The sequence below is a fragment of the Ignatzschineria sp. LJL83 genome, assembly GCF_054871845.1.
Window position 1 is genome coordinate 20,874 of the sequence record NZ_JBTXLY010000008.1, and the last position, 24,809, is coordinate 45,682.

22 protein-coding genes are annotated in these 24,809 nt (G+C 38.5%); 9 read left to right on the forward strand and 13 right to left on the reverse strand.

Translation table 11 applies throughout. From position 1 onward, the window contains the following. Window positions 1-37: 37 nt before the first annotated feature. From ACYSN2_RS06405 to ACYSN2_RS06450, 10 genes are all read right to left on the reverse strand, one after another. Window positions 38-871: a FixH family protein gene (locus ACYSN2_RS06405; RefSeq protein WP_461749429.1), complete on the reverse strand. Its 834-nt coding sequence runs from the start codon at window positions 869-871 to the stop codon at window positions 38-40. Between the two features lie 18 nt (window positions 872-889). Then, window positions 890-2,293 carry a cytochrome c oxidase accessory protein CcoG gene (ccoG, locus tag ACYSN2_RS06410; RefSeq protein WP_461749514.1) on the reverse strand — a complete coding sequence of 468 codons (1,404 nt, stop codon included), beginning with the start codon at window positions 2,291-2,293 and terminating at the stop codon, window positions 890-892. A gap of 244 nt (window positions 2,294-2,537) precedes the next feature. Then, window positions 2,538-3,623: a cbb3-type cytochrome c oxidase N-terminal domain-containing protein gene (locus ACYSN2_RS06415; protein ID WP_461749430.1), complete on the reverse strand. Its 1,086-nt coding sequence runs from the start codon at window positions 3,621-3,623 to the stop codon at window positions 2,538-2,540. Between the two features lie 37 nt (window positions 3,624-3,660). Continuing rightward, window positions 3,661-3,891 carry a cbb3-type cytochrome oxidase subunit 3 gene (locus ACYSN2_RS06420; RefSeq protein WP_461749431.1) on the reverse strand — a complete coding sequence of 77 codons (231 nt, stop codon included), beginning with the start codon at window positions 3,889-3,891 and terminating at the stop codon, window positions 3,661-3,663. Window positions 3,892-3,911: 20 nt separating this feature from the next. Next, the gene (ccoO, locus tag ACYSN2_RS06425) at window positions 3,912-4,736 is read right to left on the reverse strand and encodes a cytochrome-c oxidase, cbb3-type subunit II (protein ID WP_461749515.1); all 825 of its coding nucleotides are present in this window, start codon (window positions 4,734-4,736) and stop codon (window positions 3,912-3,914) included. Between the two features lie 20 nt (window positions 4,737-4,756). Further along, complete coding sequence (ccoN, locus tag ACYSN2_RS06430; RefSeq protein WP_461749432.1) at window positions 4,757-6,214, reverse strand: cytochrome-c oxidase, cbb3-type subunit I; 1,458 nt, start codon at window positions 6,212-6,214, stop codon at window positions 4,757-4,759. A gap of 166 nt (window positions 6,215-6,380) precedes the next feature. Next, a complete protein-coding gene (locus ACYSN2_RS06435; RefSeq protein WP_461749433.1) occupies window positions 6,381-7,745 on the reverse strand; it encodes a deoxyguanosinetriphosphate triphosphohydrolase in 1,365 nt (454 codons plus the stop codon). Between the two features lie 3 nt (window positions 7,746-7,748). Then, window positions 7,749-8,768, reverse strand: a complete 1,020-nt coding sequence (tsaD, locus tag ACYSN2_RS06440) for a tRNA (adenosine(37)-N6)-threonylcarbamoyltransferase complex transferase subunit TsaD (RefSeq protein WP_461749434.1) — start codon at window positions 8,766-8,768, stop codon at window positions 7,749-7,751. 194 nt (window positions 8,769-8,962) lie between these two features. Beyond that, window positions 8,963-9,331: a diacylglycerol kinase gene (locus ACYSN2_RS06445; RefSeq protein WP_461749516.1), complete on the reverse strand. Its 369-nt coding sequence runs from the start codon at window positions 9,329-9,331 to the stop codon at window positions 8,963-8,965. Window positions 9,332-9,382: 51 nt separating this feature from the next. Then, window positions 9,383-9,529, reverse strand: a complete 147-nt coding sequence (locus ACYSN2_RS06450) for a hypothetical protein (RefSeq protein ID WP_461749435.1) — start codon at window positions 9,527-9,529, stop codon at window positions 9,383-9,385. 184 nt (window positions 9,530-9,713) lie between these two features. Between ACYSN2_RS06450 and topA the strand changes: the two genes are divergently transcribed. The 8 genes from topA (at window position 9,714) to ACYSN2_RS06490 (ending at window position 20,202) form a co-directional block, all read left to right on the forward strand. Beyond that, window positions 9,714-12,239 (forward strand): type I DNA topoisomerase, encoded by a 2,526-nt coding sequence (gene topA / locus ACYSN2_RS06455; protein ID WP_461749436.1) that lies wholly within the window; start codon window positions 9,714-9,716, stop codon window positions 12,237-12,239. 201 nt (window positions 12,240-12,440) lie between these two features. Beyond that, on the forward strand, window positions 12,441-13,820 hold the full coding sequence (locus ACYSN2_RS06460; protein WP_461749437.1) for a sigma-54-dependent transcriptional regulator: 1,380 nt from the start codon (window positions 12,441-12,443) through the stop codon (window positions 13,818-13,820). Window positions 13,821-14,004: 184 nt separating this feature from the next. Continuing rightward, window positions 14,005-14,718 (forward strand): YggS family pyridoxal phosphate-dependent enzyme, encoded by a 714-nt coding sequence (locus tag ACYSN2_RS06465; RefSeq protein WP_461749438.1) that lies wholly within the window; start codon window positions 14,005-14,007, stop codon window positions 14,716-14,718. 199 nt (window positions 14,719-14,917) lie between these two features. Further along, window positions 14,918-16,834, forward strand: coding sequence for a molecular chaperone DnaK (dnaK, locus tag ACYSN2_RS06470; RefSeq protein ID WP_461749439.1), 1,917 nt, complete (start codon window positions 14,918-14,920; stop codon window positions 16,832-16,834). 265 nt (window positions 16,835-17,099) lie between these two features. Further along, on the forward strand, window positions 17,100-18,248 hold the full coding sequence (gene dnaJ / locus ACYSN2_RS06475) for a molecular chaperone DnaJ (RefSeq protein WP_461749440.1): 1,149 nt from the start codon (window positions 17,100-17,102) through the stop codon (window positions 18,246-18,248). Window positions 18,249-18,647: 399 nt separating this feature from the next. Beyond that, entirely contained in the window at window positions 18,648-19,082 is a 435-nt protein-coding gene (locus ACYSN2_RS06480) for a universal stress protein (RefSeq protein WP_461749441.1), read from the forward strand. 134 nt (window positions 19,083-19,216) lie between these two features. Next, window positions 19,217-19,681, forward strand: a complete 465-nt coding sequence (locus ACYSN2_RS06485) for a YaiI/YqxD family protein (RefSeq protein ID WP_461749442.1) — start codon at window positions 19,217-19,219, stop codon at window positions 19,679-19,681. 149 nt (window positions 19,682-19,830) lie between these two features. Continuing rightward, the gene (locus ACYSN2_RS06490) at window positions 19,831-20,202 is read left to right on the forward strand and encodes a glutaredoxin domain-containing protein (RefSeq protein ID WP_461749443.1); all 372 of its coding nucleotides are present in this window, start codon (window positions 19,831-19,833) and stop codon (window positions 20,200-20,202) included. Between the two features lie 239 nt (window positions 20,203-20,441). On the opposite strand, the gene tpx is transcribed toward ACYSN2_RS06490, so the two are convergent. The 3 genes from tpx to ACYSN2_RS06505 form a co-directional block, all read right to left on the reverse strand. Next, the gene (gene tpx, locus ACYSN2_RS06495) at window positions 20,442-20,951 is read right to left on the reverse strand and encodes a thiol peroxidase (protein ID WP_461749444.1); all 510 of its coding nucleotides are present in this window, start codon (window positions 20,949-20,951) and stop codon (window positions 20,442-20,444) included. A 189-nt stretch (window positions 20,952-21,140) separates the two neighbouring features. Next, window positions 21,141-22,166, reverse strand: coding sequence for a PTS transporter subunit IIC (locus ACYSN2_RS06500; protein ID WP_461749445.1), 1,026 nt, complete (start codon window positions 22,164-22,166; stop codon window positions 21,141-21,143). Window positions 22,167-22,336: 170 nt separating this feature from the next. Beyond that, on the reverse strand, window positions 22,337-23,305 hold the full coding sequence (locus ACYSN2_RS06505; RefSeq protein WP_461749446.1) for a TraB/GumN family protein: 969 nt from the start codon (window positions 23,303-23,305) through the stop codon (window positions 22,337-22,339). Window positions 23,306-23,605: 300 nt separating this feature from the next. Here ACYSN2_RS06505 and aroC point away from each other — a divergent pair, with 300 nt between their 5' ends. Further along, a complete protein-coding gene (gene aroC / locus ACYSN2_RS06510) occupies window positions 23,606-24,673 on the forward strand; it encodes a chorismate synthase (RefSeq protein WP_461749447.1) in 1,068 nt (355 codons plus the stop codon). Window positions 24,674-24,809: the final 136 nt, after the last annotated feature.

Here is a 24,809-nt window from a genome sequence, read left to right on the forward strand (position 1 = left end):
AAGAGCATTTCTGCTCTTTTTACCAATTTTAATCAACTTAACGAACTCGTAGTTTTCGCTGCAAATCACATTCCATATCAGGTGGACAGTTAATCAATGTTCTTCCTACCAATTCATGCGTATCATCACCACGAACAATGTCAAGCTCCAAGCCCCAAGGTCCAATGCGTTCAAAATTTGTCGAAACCGAATAAATTCCCGGCTCCAACATCTCTAAAGCATAAGTGCGATTTAACTCCTGTTCTGCCGATCTTGTAAATTTTGCAACCACTTCAGCACTATCTAAAGGATTATTATCTTTATCTAAGATTTGCACTTTAAAGAAATTATCTTCATTCACAAAAGGCTCTGCTGTAAATCCGAAAGTCACTTGCCATCCTCTTTTTTCTTGCTCAAGAAGACGTTGTTGGTACGCATTATAGTACGCTTCCTTTTTATGATAAGCATTCGGTACTTCTCCAGGGAAACGGGTACTTACGAAAGAATCTTCCTCATTACTTTTAAACATCAAGCCTTTTTCCGCCATCACGATAAACGCCCCATTTTGAATCGTAAGCACTAAGAAAAAGCCTAATACTGTAATCGGCACCCAATGCATTCTCTTGCCATCTTTACCTCGAAGATTTTTCATCCCGCCACTACCTAATAGGTAGTAAGCAAATGAAGTCATCAAGTTACAAGTAATATAGAGCGTAAAAACATCTCCTCCGCGCCATCTTACAATTGAAAATGGTACAACAACCGCAATTCCCATTAAAGCTGTGATACTTGCTGCTTGAAGTGCCGTGAATCGAAAAACTTTGTTAAGCACTAAACATGCTACTAATACGCAAGCTACGCCTAACAGCATAATTGCAACGGTTTCATTCATAAAAATCCCTTTACTTTTTTATCTATTGAGGAAAATTGCATTCATTTTTTGGGTATCAATCACATCCCCTGTTTCAGGATCTGTAATGGTTAACACAAAAATGATTTCTGGAGAAAATGCAACATCCTTATCTTTCCGCACAGCGGCATTCAATACAACACGCTTACTAGGATCTAATACGTAATCATTAAATCTCATTGCTAATTCATAACCACTATTTTCGACTGCTACATGAAGTTTTTGTGGCGTTAATGTCAAGTTATTAAATTTAAGTTCGTATGTATTTTGTAAACGCCCATCACTTAAGATTGTCGCCGGTTTTCTTGAAGATTCTACGACATAGTGCGCAACATCACGATGGGAAATACTCCAACCTAAAATCGTTGCAACAACGATTACCGCCAATGCATAACCGATATTTCTTGGCGTAAAGTAATTCGTTTTCTTACCTTCTAAACCATTTTCAGAATCATAACGAATCAATCCTGTCGGGAACTTAAGACTTGTCATCATATTATTACAAGCATCGATACAGAGACCGCAAGTAATACATTTATAGTTAATCCCTTCACGGATATCAATCCCGGCAGGGCAAACCTGAACACAAAGATCACAGTCAATACAATCTCCATGACCCTCAGCAATACGCTCATCACGATCTCGAAGACCTTTAGTTGGCTTCGCTCTTCCCTTTGAACCTTCTCCGCGAGCTTCATCATAAGTTACCACTAACGTATCACGATCAAACATTACGCCTTGGAATCGTGCATAAGGGCACATATAGGTACAAACTTGTTCTCTTGAAAATCCTGCTGCAATAAATGTTGCTGCCGTAATAAATGCAATCGTACCGTACGCTGCAAATGGTGCCTCCCCAATGAAAACAACTTTAATGAGTTCTGGTGCCGGCATCCAATAAGATGTGAATGTAAATCCTGTCCAAAATGCCACAATAAGCCAAGCTAACCACGTTAAAAGGATTTTACTAATTTTCTCCCCTGTCCATGGCCCTTCATTTAATCGTTTACGGGCATTTCTATTTCCTTGAATCCAAGATTCAATCATGATGAATGCATCTGTCCACAAAGTTTGGAAACAGAAGTATCCACAGAATACTCGACCAAAAATAGCGGTTACAAAAAACAGCGCAAATGCAAAGATTGCTAAAACACCAGCAAGCCAAAATATATTTTGAATATCTACCGGCAAACTAAAAATATAGAAAGTCTTCGCCGTTAAGTCAAATACTACAGCTTGTCCTGGCAGCCCAGCACCACGATCCCATGGCACCCATGGCAACAAATAAAACACTAGAAATGCTAATGTCAAAACAGAGCTTTTGAACGTCCTAAACTTCCCCTTTACACTTCGAGGATAGATCGGAATGCGCTTAGCGTACAAGTCTTTACTTGATTGCGGCATTGAGGGAGTTTGCTCGGATAGATTTTTTTCCACTTTACACACCTTTTGAGCCAATGATTATTATGTCGTATTATACCTAACTTTAGCTATAACCTTAAGCATTCCGAGCAAAGGAATAGCAATTACTAGTTTACATCAAAGAAAACGCCCTTTAAATCAACTTTAAAGGGCGCTTTTAACTACTATAAAAGATCTGAATTCCTGTAGATCATATTCATGATTTGTGGAAGATCATCTCATTCAATTAGTTTTCAGTTTCAGCACTATTTCCACCTAACTGATGCACGTATACTGCAAGCGCACGAATTTGCTCAGGACTCAAGCGCGATTCCCATGCTGGCATCACACGATTTGTGGTATTTGGATCAACACCATCACGGATTTGTGGAATCATCGTTGCAACTTTCTCTTCAGGCGTTGTTTTTGAATTAACATCCACAATTTCCCAAATTTGATCCGTTAAGTTAGGAGCTCCCATCAATGGATTACCTTTAGGCAATGGTCTAGAACCTGCCGCAAGTAAGCTCTTATTCTCGTCTGAATTATAGTCAACATGACATGCGATACAACCACCTTTCCCAAAGAACAACTCTTCCCCTCTAGATGTAGCTTCATCCGGTGTATAGTTATTCGAAAGTGTAAGAGTATACTTAGCAAGATCCTGAATCTCTTCAGGAGTCATTGTTAACTTGCCTGCCGTCATTGAACCCTTACGTCCACCCGTAGGACCATTCACACCACCTGTGATTGTCTTTTCGATATCAGCAAGCTTTCCACCCCAAATCCAGTTATCATCATTTAAGTTAGGATATAAACCAACAACACCTTCAGCTTGTGGACCATGACATGTTGCACAGTTATCCGTAAACAATGTTTTACCAGCATTTTCCGCGAACTTGATCATATTAGGATCATTGATGATTTCTTCTTCAGTTTTCACCATCAACTCAGAGAAGTGCTTGTGGCGAAGTTCAGCTTCTTTAGAAAACTGTAATTCATTCACTAAACGAGCACGAGTCGTCCAATGCACTTCCACTTCTTCCATTGGTGCATTCTGAAGATCTTCAGAATTCAACAATAAATCTCCAGATTGTTGCACAACTGGTTGCTCAATTTTAACCTTATAAACTCCTTTAGTATAAGAGTTAGGTAAAGGCCAAGTTGGGAAGAGAATCCAGTAACCGATTGCGAATACAATCGTTGCATAGAATGCATACAACCACCATCTTGGAAGAGGATTGTTATATTCCTGAAGATCACCATCCCATACATGACCAGTTGTATTGGTTTCTAAGTTCTCTACTTCTTTTTTATTTGTATTATCACTCATTATTTTATTCCTCAGTCATTTTGATCATGAAGAGCGACTATTTTTGCCCATCTTTATTTTGATCTTGCTTAGATTTGTCATCTTTCTTATCAAAAATAAATTCTTCATCATCCATAAATGGAATATATCGATATTCATCAAAACGTTTCTTCCGTTCTTTACCGGTGAATGTGTAGATGATAATTCCAATAAAAACCGTAAAGAAGATTACAGCCGCTAATGTCTTAGCATTGCCTAAATCTGTAAACCATACAAAGAAATCCATCATCACACATTCTCCTAATAAAATTAACGGAATTTACTGAATTCGATACCCTGGTCTTCTTTAAATTCAACCATTGTCCCTAACACTTGTAGGTAAGCAACAATCGCATCCATTTTAGTAAGACGATTAGGATTCATATCATAGTTTCCTGCTGCTGCTTGAGCTTCTAAGTTCTGAGCCGCAAGATCAATAACAAGCATATTTGCAACGTCTACACCGAAACGTTCAATGTTTGCTTCATATTCTTCTTGAGTCTTAGAATAAGGAACTCCCGCAATGCGCGCAGCACTTAAGTGATCTTTCACATCTGCATAGTAGAGATCATCCGCTTGTAACCAAGGATATCTAGGCATGATAGAAGCTGGAACACGGCTTTTTGGATCTACTAAGTGGTCAACATGCCACTGGTTATCCATTTTTCCACCTACACGAGCAAGGTCTGGTCCAATACGACGTGATCCCCATTGGAATGGCTTATCAAATTGAGATTCAGCTGCTAATGAATAGTGACCATAACGCTCATACTCATCTTGCAATGGTCTGATTTGTTGTGAGTGACAGTTATAGCAACCTTCCGCAACATAGATATTACGGCCTAAGAATTCTAATGGAGTATATGGACGAATCGCATCTACTTCACGAGTCACCATTACTGCATTACCCTTCTCATCTAATACTGATTTGAAGTTTTCATCAAGCTTCACTTCAGTAACATTTTTCTTAACATCTTCAATTGAACCATCGATATAGAAAAGAGGAACAATTTCAATTAAGCCACCGATACTAATTACCGCTAAAGTGAAAAGAAGCAATAGCCCGGTATTTTTCTCTAAACGTTCATGTTTAATCATTTAAAATTTCCTCCTAATTATGCATGAGCTTTGGCATCAGGGATTAACGCATTGTTATCCGCTTGTGCACGAGTACCGATAATCATTGTCATAACAAAGTTAATGATCATAAGAACTGCACCAAGTAAGAACAAGCCACCACCAATCGCTCTGAAAATATATGGAGTATGCATGAATTTCACTGTTTCAATAAACTCATACGCTAATGTTCCATACTCAGGGTTAAATGCGCGAAGCATCATACCTTGACCAATACCTGCAACCCAGAGAGAAACGATATAAATAACGATACCAATCGTCGCTAACCAGAAGTGAGCAAAAATCATGCGCTCACTAAAGATCTTACCACCGAAGATTCTAGGAACCATATGATAGAGCGAAGCAAAGGTAATCATTGCAACCCAACCAAGTGCACCCGCATGTACGTGTCCTACAGTCCAGTCAGTATAGTGCGATAATGCATTCACTGAGCGAAGACTCATTAAAGGACCTTCAAATGTTGCCATACCGTAGAACGATAATGAAACAACCATGAAGCGAATAATTGGATTAGTACGAATCGTATCCCAAGCACCTGAAAGCGTCATAATACCATTGATCATACCGCCCCATGATGGAAGAAGTAGGATAATAGAGAATGTTGCTGACAGTGAAGAAACCCAGTCAGGTAAAGATGTCCAATGTAAATGGTGCGCACCCGCCCACATATAAAGGAATGTTAATGCCCAGAAGTGAACAATCGAAAGTCTATATGAATACACTGGACGACCTGCTTCTTTTGGTACGAAGTAGTACATCATTCCAAGGAATGCAACTGTTAAGATAAATCCAACAGCATTATGTCCATACCACCACTGAACCATCGCATCTTGCATACCACTAAATACGTTGTATGACTTTAATCCTTCAGCGCCGAATACTGGAATCGAGATATTGTTAAATACGTGAAGGAGCGTTGTTGCTAAGATAAAGCCTAGGTAGAACCAGTTTGCAACATAGATATGTTGCTGTTTACGGCGTAAAACCGTTACAACGTAAATAAGGAAATACATTAACCAAATAACAGCAATGATCCAGTCAAAGATCCACTCAAATTCAGCGTATTCTTTACCTTGCGTGTAACCCATCATGTATGTAATCGGTACAATCGTAAATACTACTGTCCAACCAATCCACACAATGTATGCAAGCACCGGAAATGCCAAACGTACTTGACACGTTCTCTGTACTACATAGAAAGACGTTGCAATCAACGCCGAACCACCCATACCAAAAATTACTAATGTAGTATGAACTGGTCTCAATCGCCCGAACGACAGTCCTGGCAAATCAAAGTTTAAAATAGGCCAAGTCAGCTCAAGAGCCGCCCAAAGCCCAGCGGATAATCCTAGCGCTCCGAAAAACAGAGTACTAATTACGAGTCCGCGGATGACCCCGTACTCATAATGATCATGAAGACTTTTACTTTGTCCCATAGTTCCCCCAAAATTTAACAAACATCATATTAAATGCATCCCGTACTAATGTTACTCGAGCCCTCATCTTACTAGAATCGAGCATTACTTCCTTGATATCTATCAATATTATAGTATCAAGTTAAAAACGCTAAGACCCCGAGGTTCAGCGCATATTAAACAAGACTTATACAGGCAAATCAACCCCTGTAATCATTTTGAATACTTTTACCGCATAGCGATCCGTCATCCCTGAAACAAAGTCAGTTACCTGTTGTACTCTAGTATATGGATCGCTACTTATTTCCCTATTTTCTAAAAAAAACTGATCCGGCAAAAACTTCAGTAACATCTTTGTTCTTGCGCCACCAGCATTCCCTTGTTCCACAGCCCCAACGAAAGCTTCAAGCAAAGTATCTAAGACCTTAAATCCCGCAATTCCTACTTCCAAAACAGTATCTGAGTGGTAAATATGTTCTTGGGAATAACTTTTAATCGATTTCAAAGCACCCGTTGCCGGCACATGATCCAGTAAACTAGACTGAAAACTTCCATCAACAATTGCAACTTCATTCTCAATAAAAACTGCCATTGCCTGATCAATTAACAAGCCTATTGTAAAAGCTCTTAAATATTCAATCTGATCTTTGACACGCTTAATCTTTTGTAGCTTCTTAACAGGAATCTCCGCAGAAGTTTCAATCACACTTTTTAGAAAGCCAATAATTTCATCACTACTAATGAGTGATAAACGATAAGCATCTTCTAAATCCACCAAATGATAACAGATATCATCCGCAGCTTCTAACAAGTAAGTGAGCGGATGGCGACTCCACGCACCCTCTACATGAGGATGTTTAACTAAATGACAACCATTCGCAACCTCTGCAAAAAACATTTTCTCAGATTGAAAATAATTAAACTTTTTAAATGCGATATTGTTCTCTTGCGGTTTATTCTTACTGCCGCATGGATATTTCATAATAGATGCTAATACCGGCAAAGATAGTTGCAATCCACCAAGATTATCTGAATTCTGCAATTTGGTAAGCACTCTAAAAGCTTGTGCATTTCCTTCAAACGCTAAAAAATCTGCCTTTTCGGCCTCCGTCATTCCTAACAGCGCTTGTTGACCCACAGGATTTCTTTTAAAAAACCGACTAATAGCTTCTTCTCCGGCATGACCAAAAGGAGGATTCCCAATATCATGCGCTAAAGCACCAGCCGCTAAAATAGCCCCTAAATCTGCAGGAGTAATATTTTCTAAACTCTGTTCTTCTACAAGATATTCCCCGAGCATTGCCCCAAAGCTTCTACAAACACTACTTACCTCTAAACTATGCGTCAGTCTAGTGCGCACATAATCTGTTTGTGCCAATGGGAAAACTTGAGTCTTATCCTGCAGTCGTCTAAAAGATGCTGAAAATATCAAGCGATCAAAATCTTTTTGAAAGTCGGTACGATATCCTTTTCCGGCAAAAGGAAGATCAACCCCTAATCTTACTTGAGGCAAAAGCTCAGCCCAACGATGTCTCAAATAATGATTATCCATAGGTTACTGCCCACTCTCAAAATTCTCTGTCACTTGATCAATCGGCCAACGCGCTTTTAACTTTATAGCGTCGGATTTTTCACCTCTGATCATTCTTTCATGCCCCAAATAAGCAACCATTGCGCCATTATCTGTACAAAATTCTGCGCGAGGGAAATAGATACCAAAACCACGTTCTTCTGAGAGTTTTTTTAATTCAGTTCGTAAATGTTTATTCGCACCAACTCCGCCGGATACAACTAAATTAGTTGCACCTGTCATCTTCAGTGCTCTCATAGATTTTTGAATCAGTGTATCAATTAAAGCTTCTTGAAAACCTGCGGCGATATCTGGGTAATCCGACTTTTCAGATGCTTCAATTGTCAGTAATGCTTTGGTTTTAATACCACTAAAACTAAACTCTAGACCTGGTCTATTTAACATGGGTCTTGGGAATGTATATTTTTCTGCATTCCCTGCTTCCGCCAATTTCGCAAGCTCTGGGCCACCAGGATATGGCAACCCCATAATCTTTGCTGTCTTATCAAATGCTTCACCGACAGCATCATCTAAGCTTTCACCTAAGAGCTCGTACTCCCCAAACTCTTTTACTAGTACTAATTGTGTATGACCGCCTGACACTAAAAGCGTAACAAACGGATATTCAGGCTTCTCTTCTTCGAGCATTGCCGCCATTAAGTGCGCTTCCATGTGGTTCACGCCGAGGATTGGAATATTAAGTGCCAGTCCAAGTCCTTGCGCATATGTTGCCGCAACCATCAAAGCCCCAATTAATCCCGGCCCTCTTGTAAAAGCAATCCCTTCTAGTTCAGTGAAATTAATCCCAGCATCTTCAACCGCAGCGTTTACGAGAAGTGGTAATTTACGAATATGATCTCTAGAGGCGAGTTCCGGAACAACACCTCCATATTTAGCATGTAATGCAATTTGAGAATACAGCTGATGAGCTAATAACCCTCTTTCACTACAATAAATTGCAACTCCTGTTTCATCACAAGAACTCTCTATTCCTAATACGATCACTATTCGCCTCTATGCTTTACAAACTTTGCTATATAAAATAATTCACTATCATGAATACACGGCGGTCATTCATCTACATCTTGGCATTAATACAACATTAAAAGACATTTATTTACTTAATTTTATATTAATATTTTGAATTAATAATTGATAGTGTTTTGAGAAAATTTAAAATTACGTCTTCTGATGCGTTGCTAGGTTGGGTAAAAAAGAATAGATCCCCACGTAACCACAAATATAATCATTGCAACTAACACCAAGGCTGAACCAATATCTTTCGCCTGTCCTGACAATTCATGATACTCAGAACCAACTCTATCCACGATAGACTCGATTGCTGAATTCACTAATTCCATTAAAAATATTAATAATGCACTACTCAATAACAATGCTAATTCGATGCCATTATTTGCGAAAAAAAACGCTAATGGAATGATTAATATTCCAGCAATAAGTTCTTGTCGAATAGCGGCTTCATTCTGATATGCCGCTTTTAATCCTTTTAAGGAATATCCAAAAGCAGCAATAATTCTTGCAAACCCTTTTTTTCCTGGCTTATTCATTTTTTTTAGCATAAATTTAGTTCATCATTAAAAAATTTTAATACCGTAATTCTATCTTGGTAATTGAACTTCAATAATTTGATTTGCTTCGCTCTCTTTATCGGTATCATCAAGCATTACCCAAACAATAAAGGCGACAATAAGAATTAAATAGAGCCACTTAAAAGATTTTTTTGATTTTTTTTGTTCGTAATACATAGTGATATAAATTCTATTTTTTAATGTTAATTTAAAGAGAGCGCTTGAATTCTTAATGCAAATTACTCAAACTACTACTTCATTCCAAATACTGAATTTAGCATTGTAGCAAATCCAAGTCCCTTTGAACTATAAAATTAAAATAAACATAATTATAAACAATCGTAGGAATAATTGAGATTAAATGAGCAAATCATTAGTTATTGTTGAGTCCCCCGCAAAATCAAAAACCATTGAAAAATATCTTGGTAAGAATTTTACTGTTCTTGCCTCTTTTGGACATGTTCGAGCTTTAGTTCGTAAACAAGGATCAGTTGATCCTGATAATAACTTTGCTATGAAGTATGAGGTCATTCCTCAAAACAAAAAACATTTAATAGCGATTGAAAAAGCACTGAAAGATGTCGATAACTTAATGCTCGCAACTGACCCGGATAGAGAGGGCGAAGCAATTTCTTGGCATATTTTGGAATACCTAAAAGAAAAACGAGCACTTACCGGCAAAAATATTACTCGCGTTGTCTTTAACGAAATCACAAAAAGCGCCGTTGAATATGCAGTAGCGCACCCAAGACAACTCGATATGGATCTTGTAGAAGCGCAACAAGCACGTACCGCTTTAGACTATCTTGTGGGCTTTAATCTATCCCCCCTTTTATGGAAAAAGATCAACCCTGGCTTATCTGCGGGTCGCGTACAATCGCCGGCACTTCGTTTAATTGTTGAACGTGAAGATGAAATCAATGCCTTTGTATCTCAAGAATATTGGTCAATTTTTGCAGATATGGCAAAAGATCAATCGCAGTTCTCAGGTCGTCTTACAGAGTATAAAGGCGAGAAAGTAGAACAATTTACGTTCACGAATGAAAAAATCGCCGAAGAAGTTCGCTCAACATTAGCGCAAAAATTTGAAAATAATATTCCTGTTTACAATGTTGAAAAGAAACAGCGAAAACGTAATCCCGCAGCACCTTTCACAACCTCAACGCTTCAACAGGAAGCTTCTAGAAAGTTGCGCTTTAGCACTTCTCGTACCATGAGAACGGCTCAAGATCTCTATGAAGGGATCAACTTAGGGCATGAAACGATTGGTTTAATTACCTATATGCGTACTGACTCCGTAACGCTTTCTAATGAAGCACTAGAAGATATTCGTAAATATATTCACACTAAACATGGTGAAGAGTATTTACCGAAAGCACCGCGCGAGTACAAAACAAAAGCAAAAAATGCACAAGAAGCGCATGAGGCAATTCGCCCCACTTCTGTTTTCCGCACGCCTGAATCTGTCAAAGAACATCTCTCTTCAGATCAATACCGTTTATACGAGCTCATTTGGAAGCGCGCAATCGCATCTCAAATGGAATCTGCAATCATGGATACAACGGCTATCGATTTAGGTGAAAAAGGTCTTCATACCTTTAGAGTTACGGGATCGACTATTGCTTTCCCAGGGTTCATGAGCCTTTATCTTGAAGATGTGGATGATGAAAAAGAGGAACAAAAAGAGGAAGATCGCATTCTTCCTGAGATGAAAACCGGCGATCAAATTGATCTTCAATCCATCAATCCTAATCAGCATTTTACAGAACCGCCGCCACGCTATACGGAAGCATCTCTTGTAAAATCGTTAGAAGATTTCGGAATTGGACGCCCTTCAACTTATGCTTCTATTATCTCGACACTACAAAATCGTGAATATGTGATTTTAGATAATCGCCGTTTCACGCCAACCGATGTGGGTAAAATTGTTTCACGCTTCTTAAGCTCTGAATTCACACGCATTGTGGATTTTGAATTTACGGCAAAAATGGAAGATGATCTCGATGAGGTTGCCGGCGGAGAACTTGAAAGAGTACCTCTCTTGCAGGAATTCTGGACACCTTTCAGTGAGCAATGCCAGTTCGTAGAAGAAAATGTCACCCGCGCAGAAGTTGCACAAGCAAAAGTATTAGGGGAAGATCCCAAAACAGGAAAACCTGTCTCTGTTCGAGTGGGACGATATGGACCTTTTGCCCAAATCGGCGACAAGGATGATGAAGATAAGCCTCGTTTTGCTTCACTATTACCAGGACAAAGTATTGACACTATCTCTTTTGATGAAGCGATGGCATTGTTTAGACTTCCAAGAGTTCTCGGAACTGCCGAAGATGGCTATGATATTCGTGCGAATATCGGACGATTTGGCCCATATATTCAATATGGCACACGTAAATTCGTTTCTCTTAAAGAAGATGATCCGTATAGCGTGAGCTTTGAACGTGCGATGGAAATTGTGGAAGCTCACAAAGCTGCTGAAGCTGCGAAATTCATCGGCTCTTTCCAAGACGGCGAAACAACTATTGAGATCATCAATGGTCGTTTTGGACCTTACGTGACTGACGGCACTAAAAATGCAAAAGTTCCAAAAGATGAAGATCCAACAAAGTTAACGTTAGAACAATGTAAAGAGATGCTTGAAAAAGCGCCGGCAAAAGGTAAACGCAAAGCGGCTACTAAAAAAACTGCGAGCAAAACAGCAGAAAAGAAAGAAACCGCTAAAAAAGCGCCGGCAAAGAAAGCCGCAACTAAGACTACCGCTAAAACGGCTACCAAAAAGACGACTGCGAAAAAAGCAACAACAACTAAAACAACTACGACTAAAGTAGCACCTAAAAAGACAGCTACAAAATCCACAACAAAAAAGACTGATGCCGATAAAGATGCCTAACAACGGCTAAATAATCATTTTATTGATGGATTACTTTTCGTAATGCTAGCTGATAATACTAAAAACCTTAGTAATCGTGAGATGCTAAGGTTTTTTATTACTAACGATCATTCCCCAAAAATGAGATGTTAATTTGAGCCTATATCCCTATCTATCGTATGATAGCTACTTAATCATTTAAACCTAAGAGATACGAAAAATATGTCGCCTAAAACCCCTCACATTTTGATTATTGATGATGAAAAAGATATCTGTAACCTTGTCAGTGATATTTTACAAGATGAAGGGTATGAAGTTGCCACAGCCTATAACGGCGCTGAAGCAAAAGCACAAAAAGCAAAACGTGAGCCTGATCTTATCTTGCTAGATATTTGGATGCCGGATATTGATGGTATTTCATTGCTTGAATCATGGCGTCAAAATGGAGAGCTCCACTGCCCTGTGATCATGATGAGTGGTCATGGAACATTAGAGCATGCCATTGAAGCAACAAAACTCGGGGCTGCCGATTTCCTGGAAAAACCCTTAACTCTCGCCAAACTTCTTCTCGTCGTTGAAAAAACACTAGAAGATGCGAAAGAGCCAATAGAAACGACTACTTCCCCAATGATTCAACCTTCAAATACGCCTATCTTTGAGCCTGTCGGTAAAAGTTTAGCGATGAATAATTTACGCCAAAAGTTACAAGAGATTGCGAAAGTTGAAAGCAATATACTTTTGACTCACTCTTTTGGCTCTGAAGTTGCCGGTATCGCAAGCTATCTTCATACAAATTCACAACGAAAAACCGCGCCTTTTTTAGAACTTAGTTGTAATTCACTGACGCTAAATGACGTCAAAGAACTTATTGAAAATAGCGAAAAAAGATCACAGCTTCTACAATCCATTGAAGGTGGCACGCTTTATATTAGTAATCTAGAGCAGACAGATCCTCAAGCGCAACAGCTTATTTATGATTTACTCCAAACAAAATCATATCTTCACCCTCAAACTGCCATTCTTACTCAAGCAAATATACGCTTCCTATTTTCAGCGCAATCCGCTCTCTATCACTTAGTTGATAGCGGTAATTTTAATGAGGCGCTATGGCATCTTGTGAATGGAATTGTCATTAATATCCCGGCATTATCAGAACATCCTGAAGATGTTCCAGAGCTGATTAACTATTATGTCCATCATTTTGTAGATGACAAACATCTGACGTATCGTCACTTCTCTATCGCTGCGCAAAATCGCCTTAGAAATCATCACTGGAAAGGCAATCATCTCTCCTTAAAAAACATCATTCAACGCCTGCTTGTTCTCGGTAAAAATGATGAAGTTTCCCTTGAAGAAGTTAATCAAGCTTTAGAAAATGATGTGAAAGTTGAAAGCTCTGACCCCCTCCTTTTTTCCGATCATCTCCAACTTCACTTAACACTCAGAGAAGCAAGAGAACAATTTGAAAGAGCTTATTTAATTGCACAATTTGAACGCTCTGAAGGAAATATCGCAAATTTAGCAGAACTTGTCGGAATGGAGCGTACAAACTTATATCGCAAGCTAAAGTCTTTAGATATTGACCCTAAAAAAGGCTCTTAAGACTCTTCAGATTACAAATATGGATGATAAGTATTCCAATAAACCAATCAGAGTTTAGGGGATCACATCAGATATCTACTTCCTTCTCCGAACCACTTTCACACTAAATCTAGATCGCAGGCCAATCTAGATTTAAAATAGCTAACCGAATGATTAGCTCACAAGTCACACCAAGGTTACCGTTATGACTGATACTGAATTACTCAATAATATTCAACGCATCAATGAAAGAATCCTCAATGCCGCAACTCTAGCAAAAAGAGATCCGAAAGAAATTTCCCTTCTACTTGCTACCAAAACCCGCTCACCCGAGACTATTAACCAAGCCATTGCGCTAGGTTATGGTTTGATTGGCGAAAACAGAGCACAGGAACTTGTCGATAAAGCACCTTTTATTTCTCAAGAACCTACATTGATTACCCCAAGAGAGACGCATTTTATTGGCACGCTACAAGGGAATAAAGTCAACGAGGTTACTGCTCTTTCTGACTGCATTCAAAGCGTCGACAGAACTAGAATTGCTCGCAGAATTCATCAATATGCATCTGAACATAATTTTACACAGAACATTATGATTCAAGTAAACAGTAGCCGTGATCCTCAAAAACAAGGCGTATTGCCGGAAGATCTTCCGCAGTTTCTTACCGAAATTGCAGAGTTTTCCCATCTATCGATTCAAGGACTCATGACAATCGGCATGCAATCTGATGATGAAATGATCGTGCGCAAAGGCTTTTCAGACCTAAGAGAGCTACAATTCAAGATGATTTCTGAAGGATTATTACCCAAAGAAGCAAAAGATCTCTCCATGGGAATGAGTCAAGATTTAGAACTCGCAATTCTTGAAGGAGCCACTATTTTACGGGTGGGAAGCGATATCTTTGGCGCCAGATCCTAAGTATCATCCAAAGCTAGATATACAATAATTCATCAAAATTTTAAGAAAATTTAAAAAAATTTTATAAATCTCCTTGAAGTATCCTTTTTTGTTCCCATATTGTCTTCAGGCCCAAATATGACTTACTTACGATGTGAAGTCATAACACGCACAAAAAAGACTATTAACTAATTAATATATTCATTAAAGGAAATTAACAATGGCTAAAATTATTGGTATTGACTTAGGAACAACGAACTCTTGTGTAGCTGTCATGGAAGGCGACAAAGTACGTGTTATTGAAAATGCAGAAGGCGATCGTACAACCCCTTCAGTAGTTGCATATACAGCAGATGAAGTTTTAACAGGTGAGCCTGCTAAACGCCAAGCGATCACAAACCCAAAAAATACACTTTATGCAATCAAACGTCTTATCGGACGCCGTTTTGATGATGCTGAAGTACAAAAAGATCGTGAACTCGTTCCTTTCTCAATCATCAAAGCAGACAACGGTGATGCTTGGGTTTCAGTATTAGAAAACCAAGAAATGGCTCCACCAGAAGTTTCAGCACGTATCTTAATGAAAATGAAAGAGACAGCTGAAAAATATTTAGGTGAAAAAGTGACAGAAGCGGTTATCACTGTACCTGCATACTTCAATGACGCACAACGTCAAGCAACTAAAGATGCTGGTAAAATCGCAGGTCTTGATGTAAAACGTATCATCAACGAGCCAACAGCAGCTGCACTTGCTTACGGTCTTGATAAAGATAAAGGCGATACAAAAATCGCAGTTTATGACTTAGGTGGCGGTACATTCGATATCTCTATCATCGAAATTGCAGATTTTGACGGCGACAAACAATTCGAAGTTCTCTCTACAAACGGAGATACATTCCTTGGCGGTGAAGACTTTGACAACGCAGTGATCAACTACCTTGTTGCAGAATTCAAAAAAGAGACAGGGATTGATTTACAAAATGATCCATTAGCACTTCAACGTTTGAAAGATGCTGGTGAAAAAGCGAAAATTGAACTCTCTTCAGCACAGCAAACAGAGATCAACCTCCCATACATCACAGCAGATAATACAGGTCCAAAACACCTTAATATCAAAATGACGCGTGCTAAATTAGAATCATTAGTAGATGATTTAATTGATCGTACGTTAGAACCATGCCGTACAGCGCTTAAAGACGCAGGTCTTTCAGCAAGCCAAATCAACGATGTAATCCTCGTTGGTGGACAAACGCGTATGCCTAAAGTTCAAGAGAAAGTTAAAGAGTTCTTTGGTAAAGAAGCTCGTCATGATGTAAACCCTGATGAAGCAGTAGCTTCTGGTGCGGCAATTCAAGGCGGTGTTTTAGGTGGGGATGTTAAAGATGTTCTTCTTCTTGATGTAACACCTTTATCACTTGGTATTGAAACAATGGGCGGCGTAATGACAAAGCTTATTGAGAAAAATACAACAATCCCAACGAAAGCAAGCCAAACGTTCTCAACAGCACAAGATAACCAACCTGCTGTAACAATCCATGTATTACAAGGTGAACGTCCACAAGCGACAGAAAATCATTCTTTAGGTCAATTTGATCTTGCGGATATTCCGCCAGCACCACGTGGCACACCACAAATCGAAGTAACATTTGATATTGACTCAGACGGTATCATGAATGTATCTGCGAAAGATAAAGCAACAGGTAAAGAGCAATCTATCCAAATCCGTTCTAACTCAGGTTTATCTGAAGATGACATCGAGAAAATGGTAAAAGATGCTGAGAAATTTGCGGAAGAAGATAAGAAATTCCAAGAATTAGTATCTGCTCGTAACATGGCTGAACAAATGATTCATGCATCAGAAAAATCTCTCAAAGATCTTGCTGATAAAGTGGAAGAAAGTGAAAAAACAGCGATTGAAGCTGCGATTGAAGAAGTGAAAGAAGTTGTAAAAGGCAATGATCTTGAAGCAATCAATGCTAAAACTGAAAAACTCACAGAACTTGCCGGCGCATTAGCACAAAAAGCTTATGCTGAGCAGGAAGGTGCGGAAGAAGCATCTGAAAGCAAAGATGATAACGTTGTGGATGCTGAGTTTGAAGAAGTAAAAGACGACAAAAAAGAAGATAAAAAAGACTAATCGCTCTTTTTATTCATAAGACAGATAGGATACCTCTTGGAGGTATCCTTCTTTTAAAGCCATGAAACATCTTATCAATATGGATATTTAAATGATTTCCCGATTGATAATATGTTTTAATATCCCCCAGATATTTTTTCAAAACATGAATCGGCGAGCTTGAAAAAGCACAAGCGCCAAAGATCGATCATGATTCGATCTATCCTGATCAATTTTTAATGATCCCATACGAATTTGTAGATTTAACAGTAAGGAATAAGCATATATGTCGGAGCGCGATTATTATGAAGTCTTAGGTGTGTCAAAGTCAGCGACACAGGACGATATTCGTAAAGCTTATAGACGTCTGGCCGGAAAGTACCATCCAGATCGTAACGCAGATAACAAAGAAGAAGCGGAAGAGAAATTCAAAGAAGTTCAAAAAGCTTATGAAGTTCTCTACGATGAAGAAAAACGAAAAATGTATGACCAATTTGGTCATGCCGGCATTAATGGCCAAGCGGGACAAGGTGGTTTCGGTGGCGGTGGCTTTGGTGGCGCAGATTTCGGAGATATTTTCGGCGATATGTTCGGGGATATCTTCGGCGGTCGTGGTGGCGGTGGTCATCATCAAAGTGGTCCTAGAGCGTATCGAGGTGAAGATGTTGGCTATCAATTAGACATTTCTCTCGAAGAAGCTGTATTTGGCACAACAACTCGCATTACCGTTCCTACAACCGTTCATTGCCATCATTGTAATGGTTCAGGTGCAGCTGAAGGTTCTGAAGCGGTCACTTGTGTAACGTGTAATGGCGCCGGACAAGTCAGAGTTTCCCAAGGATTCTTCTCTGTTCAGCAAACATGTCCAGATTGTCATGGCCGTGGTAAGAAAATCACCAATCCATGTACACATTGTCATGGTGGTGGCACGATTAAGAAAAACAAAACGCTTGAAGTTAAAGTGCCAGCGGGCGTTGATACCGGCGATCGCATTCGTCTTGCCGGCGAAGGTGAAGCTGGAGAAAATGGCGGTCCTAACGGCGATCTTTACGTGCAGATTCGCGTGAAAAAACACGCTATCTTTACTCGTGAAGATGAAAACCTCTATTGTGAATTGCCGGTAAGTTTTACAACTGCGGCTTTAGGTGGCGAGATCGAAGTGCCAACATTAGATGGCAGAGTAAACCTCAAGATTCCAAGCGAAACCCAGACAGATCGCGTATTTAGACTACGCGGAAAAGGCGTTAAACCTGTACGTGGCGGCGCTCAAGGCGATCTCTACTGTTCTATCAAGGTAGAAACACCGGTAAAACTTAGCTCTGAACAAAAAGAGATGCTCCGGAAGTTTGGCGAAACGCTTGGTGAGAATCACGCACCTAAACAGAAAGGATGGCTCAATAAAGCCAAACGATTTTTTGAAGATCTTGGTAAGTAAAATTCAAAGACTACTGAAATAAATCGGATACAAAACTAAAAGCACTTCACTCGGAAGTGCTTTTTTATTACCTTAACTTCACTGTGCTATCAACCATTAAGGCAAGCAGAGTATATCTCATTAATTCTCGACTAACCCATCAAAACCTCTAGTGATTCAATCTATATCAACCTTATCTATTATTAATACTCGGTAATTATTAGTATTTCTGTTTTTATTAAAAAAATTTAAAATAAATCTTATATACTCAATCTTAGTAGATCGATTTAAGAGAAACATTAATTACTATATAGCTGATTAGGGTCATCTCTTTAACTGTAAATACATGTAAAGTTCTATATAATAAATAGACTGAATTTAAATGATAAAAACCATAAATATTAATCTAGGAGAATTTATATGAGCACCAATTATAAAACAATTTTAGTTCCTGTTGATGGATCAGAAGCTTCCCTAAAAGCATTAGATCGTGCAATTGAATTAGCAAAATTCTATAGCAGTAAGCTTGCCATTGCGCATGTGATTGATGTTCGTTCATATTCTCTTGCAATTGCATATAGAGAGCCTCTAGAAGAGTATGCCGAAGATAATGCTAAAAAAGTCCTTGCTCATGCGGCAGAAAAAGCAAAAGCTGCAGGTCTTACAGATGTTGTTACTATTCAAAAAGAAGGATCTCCACGCAGTGCTATTGCGAAAAAAATTGCACCTGAAGTACAAGCAGACCTCATTGTCATGGGCGCAACAGGTTATGGCATGATTGAAAAAATGTTTGTAGGTTCTGTATCTGAGAGCACAGTTCGCTATTCAACTTGCGATATTATGATCGTTCGTTAATGATTTAAATCTAACGATTCAAAAGATAACTCCTAAAGCCCTTTGAGCTTCCATAGTCAAAGGGCTTTTCTTTAATCTCTTCGCTTAAACTGATAAACTATGCGCCCTACTTTACTATTAAAACTGATTTCTCTATGACCCAAATTCTTGTGGATGCTGATGCAATTCCCAATGTACTTAAAGACATTTTATGCCGAGCAGCAATTCGTGAAAAAGTTACGATTACTTTTATTGCCAATCAAAGAATCCAAGTACAACGCTCTCCGTTTATTAAAACAATTCAAGTATTATCAGGATTTGATGTTGCCGATCAACGCATTGTAGAACTTACACAAAAAGATGATTTAATCATCACGGCGGATATTCCATTAGCCAAAGATGTTTTGGATAAAGCAGGATTTGCGCTCAATCCTCGAGGCTATTTCTATGATCTGGGTACGATTGATGCCAAATTAACCATGCGAGACTTCAATGAAACACTGCGTGGAAGTGGCATTCAAACGAAAGGCCCTGATCCTTTAACACAAAAAGATCGTCAACTATTTACTAATAGCTTAGATCTTTGGTTACGGGATCATCATCGCAACTTAGAGTCTTAAGAAAATTTCTTCTAGCTTATATCCCTTTTATGTATCTTTTATTTTTCTTGAAAAATATTGCTACACTAATAACAAAGCTCATTTATCCTTCTCTTTAATCATTTAATCATTTAATCATTTAATATTTCTGACTTAATAAGGACATTCTCATGAAACTTATTCGTAATATTCTTGGAAAAACCATTCTCTTCTTTGATAGTACTTTTGCACCTACGCCGGTAAAGCGTTCGCCTGAAGCACAAAAAATGATTGATGAAAAAACCAAAAATCTCGCACTTTACCAATATCACATGTGCCCTTTCTGTGTAAAAGTACGCAGAACCATTACTCGCTTAAATCTTCATATTGAATTGCGTGATGCGAAAAATAATGAAACTTTTGCAAATGAACTGTTACAAGAAGGTGGAAAAAAACAAGTTCCTTGCCTTCGTATTGAACAAGCAGATGGGACTGTGAATTGGATGTATGAATCTGATGCAATCAATCAATATCTTGAAAGCCTAACCGCTGCCGGCAATTAATTTTCATTATGAATTAACAAGAGAGTTTCAATTTTTATATCAATCATATAAAAATCTATAAAAAAACATAGAAAAATATAGAAAACAGATATAGACAATATAAAAAAACCTTGAAATATCATCATGAAATTTCAAGGTTTTTTGATTTTAGAAACATAATTTCTACAAAGATATCATGCTTCTTATTCATTCTTTTATCTATTCACATCTATATATTATAGATGTGAATGATCAGTTTATTACGCTAAAGTTTTTGCTACTGCTAATGCTGCATCATAATCAGGCTCTGTTGTGACTTCTTTCACATATTCTACATAGCGAACAACATCATCTTTATCGATCACCACAACACCACGAGCTAAAAGCGCTAAGCCTTCAATCTCAAAACCATACTCCACACCAAAATCATGTGTTTGGTAATCTGAGAGAAGCATATTATTTTCAATAAGGTTCTCACCTACGAAACGTTTTTGCGCAAAAGGAAGATCTACAGAAATTGTAATCACAACAGTATCTTTTAATGCTGCAGCTTCTGATTCAAATCTCTTAGTTTGGATTGAGCATACCCCCGTATCAATAGAAGGAACCACAGAAATAACTTTCACTTTCCCTTCAAAACTCGCCAATGTTACAGGCTGAAGATCAAAGTTTACCACTGTAAAATCTCTTGCTTTATCGCCTACAATAGTTTCTGAACCAATAAGCGTAATTGGGTTTCCACCCATTGTAATATCTGTTCTATTAGCCATCATTAATCCTTTTCTATCCAAATTATCAATCATGTAATGATTCATATTTGAAATATTTCTATCTGGAATATCCCCTAAATTCAATCATTCATGCCGAAACTTACTACAGAAATTATAGTAGCATAGGAAGCTTCATAAAAAATAGCACTAAAATAGTGCTATTTTTCAAACCTGTTGATAATGCAAGAGTTACTCATAATGTAAGCGCATATCTCCCATTTTAATCCAATTTTTTTGATAAAAATATCTTGCAAGTAATAAGCTAATCAATGCCGGTAATATAAAATGACAAAGGGCAACATACAAAGCCGTCATCCAACTAAATCCCATTGACTCAAATGCCATAAATTGCCCTACAAATCCACTCGTTCCCATACCGGCACCGGCTGCGTTATTGGTCATTTTAAACAGTACAATACCAATCGGAGCGACAATCATTCCGGCAATTGTGGGCGGTAATAAAATAATCGGATTTTTGATGATATTGGCAATTTGTAACATAGAGGTTCCAAGTCCTTGTGCGATAAATCCTCCAAAGCCATTTTCACGATAACTTGCAGTTGCAAAACCAATCATTTGTGCACTACAGCCAATGACAGCAGCACCGGCAGCAAATCCTTCAAGCCCCAACATAAATGAGAGCGCCGCACTTGAAATGGGGGCTGTCAAAGCTAATCCCATTAAGGTTGCGACCAAAATACTCATCACAAAAGGTTGTTGTTCCGTGGACCAGTTAATTAAATCGCCTAATCCTTCCATCAATTCACTGATGGGAATGCCAACCCATTTTGCAATCCAAAATCCCACAAGGAAGGTACAAAATGGTACTAAGATAATATCTAATTTTGTGAGCTTATACACAAGTTTCGCAACTTCGACCGCAATTAATACAGACACATAAGCGCCGGCAGGACCTCCTAAATGATTCCCAAACGCGCCGACAAATACCGCTGAAAAAAGGATTAAAGGAGGAGCTTTTAAACTCATGGCAATCGCAACACCAATCGCTCCTCCGACAATTTTCGGATCCATCGCAAAGCTACCTAACTCCACAAAAGATTCTATTCCAAGTTGTTGTCCAAGCGTTTTAACAATAAGCCCCATCAATAGTGATGAGAAAAGTCCAAGCGCCATATAACTCAGCGCATCAATAAAATAAACTCTTGGTGAAAGCGAAATCCCTTTTTGCGTTAGGTACTGCCTAAAAGTTGCCATGATACAAAAAAATCCTTTTTTTGAACGAGATAATGAAAAATGAAGATCACTGATAACTGTTCATCAATGAAGAAATGAATGGCTCTCTTGAAGAGCGCTCATAAATCATAAAACATCTTATCTCTATCGTATAGTGATATTCCTTTACATATTCTCAGCTACTGTAACTTTTAATATTCAGCAATCGGCAGTAATTTAAAACCATTTGCTTCAAGTAATTGAACCATGCCCTCTTCACCAAAAAGATGCATAGCACCTACAGCAATAAAGTATGGTTGGTCTTTATTATCCGCCTGCTTCAAGAGGGGCTGTAATATTTCTATCCAATCTTTGTTACGATCGACAATCAGGGTTTGATGGTAATTTTCATCCTTTAAGCGTTGCTGGCTTTCTGTAAAAGAACCGATTTCATCCAATTGCTCTAACCCATCCAAAAAGCCTACGATATCTTTCTTCTCATAACTCGTGATCAAAGATTGCAATAGCATCTGCAATTCTGCTTGATTATCCACTAATGCTTCAATCATGAACTTAGAAACAGGCTTCGCTGCTTCAACGTAGAGATTAAGTGTCTGTTCAACCTTTTCTAAACCTATATTTTTAATTTTACGTTCAGATAAATAGTTCTGTAGTAGCTTTTCCGCACCATAAATTTCATGATAATCGCCTCCTACTTTCGCAAGCATCAGCATCATGATAAATTCATTAGACATTCTATCTTGCTGGTAAACAGAAACGACACCATAACTGATTAAGATATCTTGAATAGCCTTCGCATACTCGCTACCAAATCGCTCTTCTAAAGTTTCTGTAGAAGGCTTAAAACTATTAATAATCGCTTTAGCATAGACTTCCTGAAAATGTGCATCTTTTTTAAAAAGCACTGTATTTTCTGTTACCAACGTATGACTTTGGTCTAATAATCGTTTCGCTTCTGAAGAGAGAGTCGCATTTTCACTCCCAATATGAACCGTTCCTAATAATGTTCCGACATCTCGATTGTTATATTGAATCGTCCATAGAAAAGCATTTTCTTCTGAGTTTTCTTGTGCTTTTGAAGGTCCTAAACATAATAACAAAAGCGCCAAAAGCACCCATAAGCCGTACTTTATAACTAAACTATTTTTTTGAAAAACCATCTACAAATCCCTTATTAATCTGATTCGATGAATGACTAAATCACTCATATCTAAGAATCAATTGCGCCCCATTTATATTCAATGACACAGGCACTCTTTCAAAAATTTCCAACATTTTATAACACATTATGTCGACTTTTGGTTAAAAAAATATCAAATTAATCTCTCAACAATCCTCTGTTTAGGTCTTTCTTATGCTTCTGAAAATGCGGATTCAGAGATGCTATCTATATAAAAAAATGCTATTCTGCATGGCTAATAAAATAAACATTAATTGTATCTGCAAGGGAGAATTCACGCATGTCCGGCAATAGCATTGGTAAACTATTTTGTGTCAGTACCGCAGGAGAAAGTCACGGCAAAGCTTTAGTAGCGATTGTCGATGGTTGTCCTCCCGGCATTGAGATTAATGAAGAAATGCTTCAAATCGATTTAGATCGCCGTAAACCTGGGCAATCTCGTCACACAACACAACGCCGTGAAGCGGATAAAGTGACTATTCTTTCCGGCGTTTTTGAAGGCAAAACAACAGGAACGTCTATTGCCTTAATCATCGAGAATGAAGATCAGCGCTCGAAAGATTATAACGATATTAAAGATCTCTTTAGACCAGGACATGCCGACTTTACCTATCATCATAAATATGGATTTAGAGATTATCGTGGTGGAGGAAGATCAAGCGCAAGAGAAACTGCCATTCGTGTTGCTGCCGGTGCTATTGCCAAAGCGGCACTCAAAAAACTCTACAATACAGAAATTTATGGTTATCTCTCTCAATTAGGTCCGATTCAACCTTCTACTTTCCAAAAAGAAGATATTGAAGCGGAAAACAATCCTTTCTTCTGGCCGGCAATTGAAGATGTGGCAAAGCTTGAAACCTATATGGATGAACTCCGTAAATCCGGCGATTCTATCGGTGCAAAAGTGACAGTGATTGCCAATAATCCGCCGGTAGGTTTAGGGGAACCAGTATTTGATCGTTTAGATGCAGATATTGCACATGCCATGATGGGCATTAATGCCGTTAAAGGCGTTGAAATTGGCGATGGATTTGATTGTATTGAAGCTCTCGGCACAGAGTTTAGAGATGAAATCACCAAAGAAGGTTTTCTCTCCAATCATGCCGGCGGTATTTTAGGTGGCATCTCTTCAGGTCAGCCCATCATTACCCACATTGCTCTAAAACCGACTTCAAGCCTTCGTTTAGAAGGAAGAACCGTCAATGCTTTCGGCGAAGAAACAACCGTCATTACCAAAGGCCGTCATGATCCTTGTGTCGGCATTCGTGCAACACCGATTGCCGAAGCGATGTTAGCGATTGTATTACTAGATCATGCGCTACGTAATCGTGGACAAAATGGTGCTTAACTAGATACATTCATTTGGGCAAGAATAAGAAAACCCACTGAAAACAGATGAATACTTTCTGTTTTCAGTGGGTTTTAATTTTGTATATTGGACACTATTAGATACCGATAATACTGATATCTTCATTCATCTACAA

Excerpts from the sequence above, each read along its gene's own strand:
- ACYSN2_RS06405 (WP_461749429.1), bottom strand. The coding sequence starts at position 871 with ATGAATGAAACCGTTGCAATTATGCTGTTAGGCGTAGCTTGCGTATTA.
- ccoG (WP_461749514.1), bottom strand. The coding sequence starts at position 2,293 with ATGCCGCAATCAAGTAAAGACTTGTACGCTAAGCGCATTCCGATCTAT.
- ACYSN2_RS06415 (WP_461749430.1), bottom strand. The coding sequence starts at position 3,623 with ATGAGTGATAATACAAATAAAAAAGAAGTAGAGAACTTAGAAACCAAT.
- ACYSN2_RS06420 (WP_461749431.1), bottom strand. The coding sequence starts at position 3,891 with ATGATGGATTTCTTTGTATGGTTTACAGATTTAGGCAATGCTAAGACA.
- ccoN (WP_461749432.1), bottom strand. The coding sequence starts at position 6,214 with ATGGGACAAAGTAAAAGTCTTCATGATCATTATGAGTACGGGGTCATC.
- ACYSN2_RS06435 (WP_461749433.1), bottom strand. The coding sequence starts at position 7,745 with ATGGATAATCATTATTTGAGACATCGTTGGGCTGAGCTTTTGCCTCAA.
- ACYSN2_RS06445 (WP_461749516.1), bottom strand. The coding sequence starts at position 9,331 with ATGAATAAGCCAGGAAAAAAAGGGTTTGCAAGAATTATTGCTGCTTTT.
- ACYSN2_RS06450 (WP_461749435.1), bottom strand. The coding sequence starts at position 9,529 with ATGTATTACGAACAAAAAAAATCAAAAAAATCTTTTAAGTGGCTCTAT.
- topA (WP_461749436.1), top strand. The coding sequence starts at position 9,714 with ATGAGCAAATCATTAGTTATTGTTGAGTCCCCCGCAAAATCAAAAACC.
- ACYSN2_RS06460 (WP_461749437.1), top strand. The coding sequence starts at position 12,441 with ATGTCGCCTAAAACCCCTCACATTTTGATTATTGATGATGAAAAAGAT.
- ACYSN2_RS06465 (WP_461749438.1), top strand. The coding sequence starts at position 14,005 with ATGACTGATACTGAATTACTCAATAATATTCAACGCATCAATGAAAGA.
- dnaK (WP_461749439.1), top strand. The coding sequence starts at position 14,918 with ATGGCTAAAATTATTGGTATTGACTTAGGAACAACGAACTCTTGTGTA.
- dnaJ (WP_461749440.1), top strand. The coding sequence starts at position 17,100 with ATGTCGGAGCGCGATTATTATGAAGTCTTAGGTGTGTCAAAGTCAGCG.
- ACYSN2_RS06480 (WP_461749441.1), top strand. The coding sequence starts at position 18,648 with ATGAGCACCAATTATAAAACAATTTTAGTTCCTGTTGATGGATCAGAA.
- ACYSN2_RS06485 (WP_461749442.1), top strand. The coding sequence starts at position 19,217 with ATGACCCAAATTCTTGTGGATGCTGATGCAATTCCCAATGTACTTAAA.
- ACYSN2_RS06490 (WP_461749443.1), top strand. The coding sequence starts at position 19,831 with ATGAAACTTATTCGTAATATTCTTGGAAAAACCATTCTCTTCTTTGAT.
- tpx (WP_461749444.1), bottom strand. The coding sequence starts at position 20,951 with ATGGCTAATAGAACAGATATTACAATGGGTGGAAACCCAATTACGCTT.
- ACYSN2_RS06500 (WP_461749445.1), bottom strand. The coding sequence starts at position 22,166 with ATGGCAACTTTTAGGCAGTACCTAACGCAAAAAGGGATTTCGCTTTCA.
- ACYSN2_RS06505 (WP_461749446.1), bottom strand. The coding sequence starts at position 23,305 with ATGGTTTTTCAAAAAAATAGTTTAGTTATAAAGTACGGCTTATGGGTG.
- aroC (WP_461749447.1), top strand. The coding sequence starts at position 23,606 with ATGTCCGGCAATAGCATTGGTAAACTATTTTGTGTCAGTACCGCAGGA.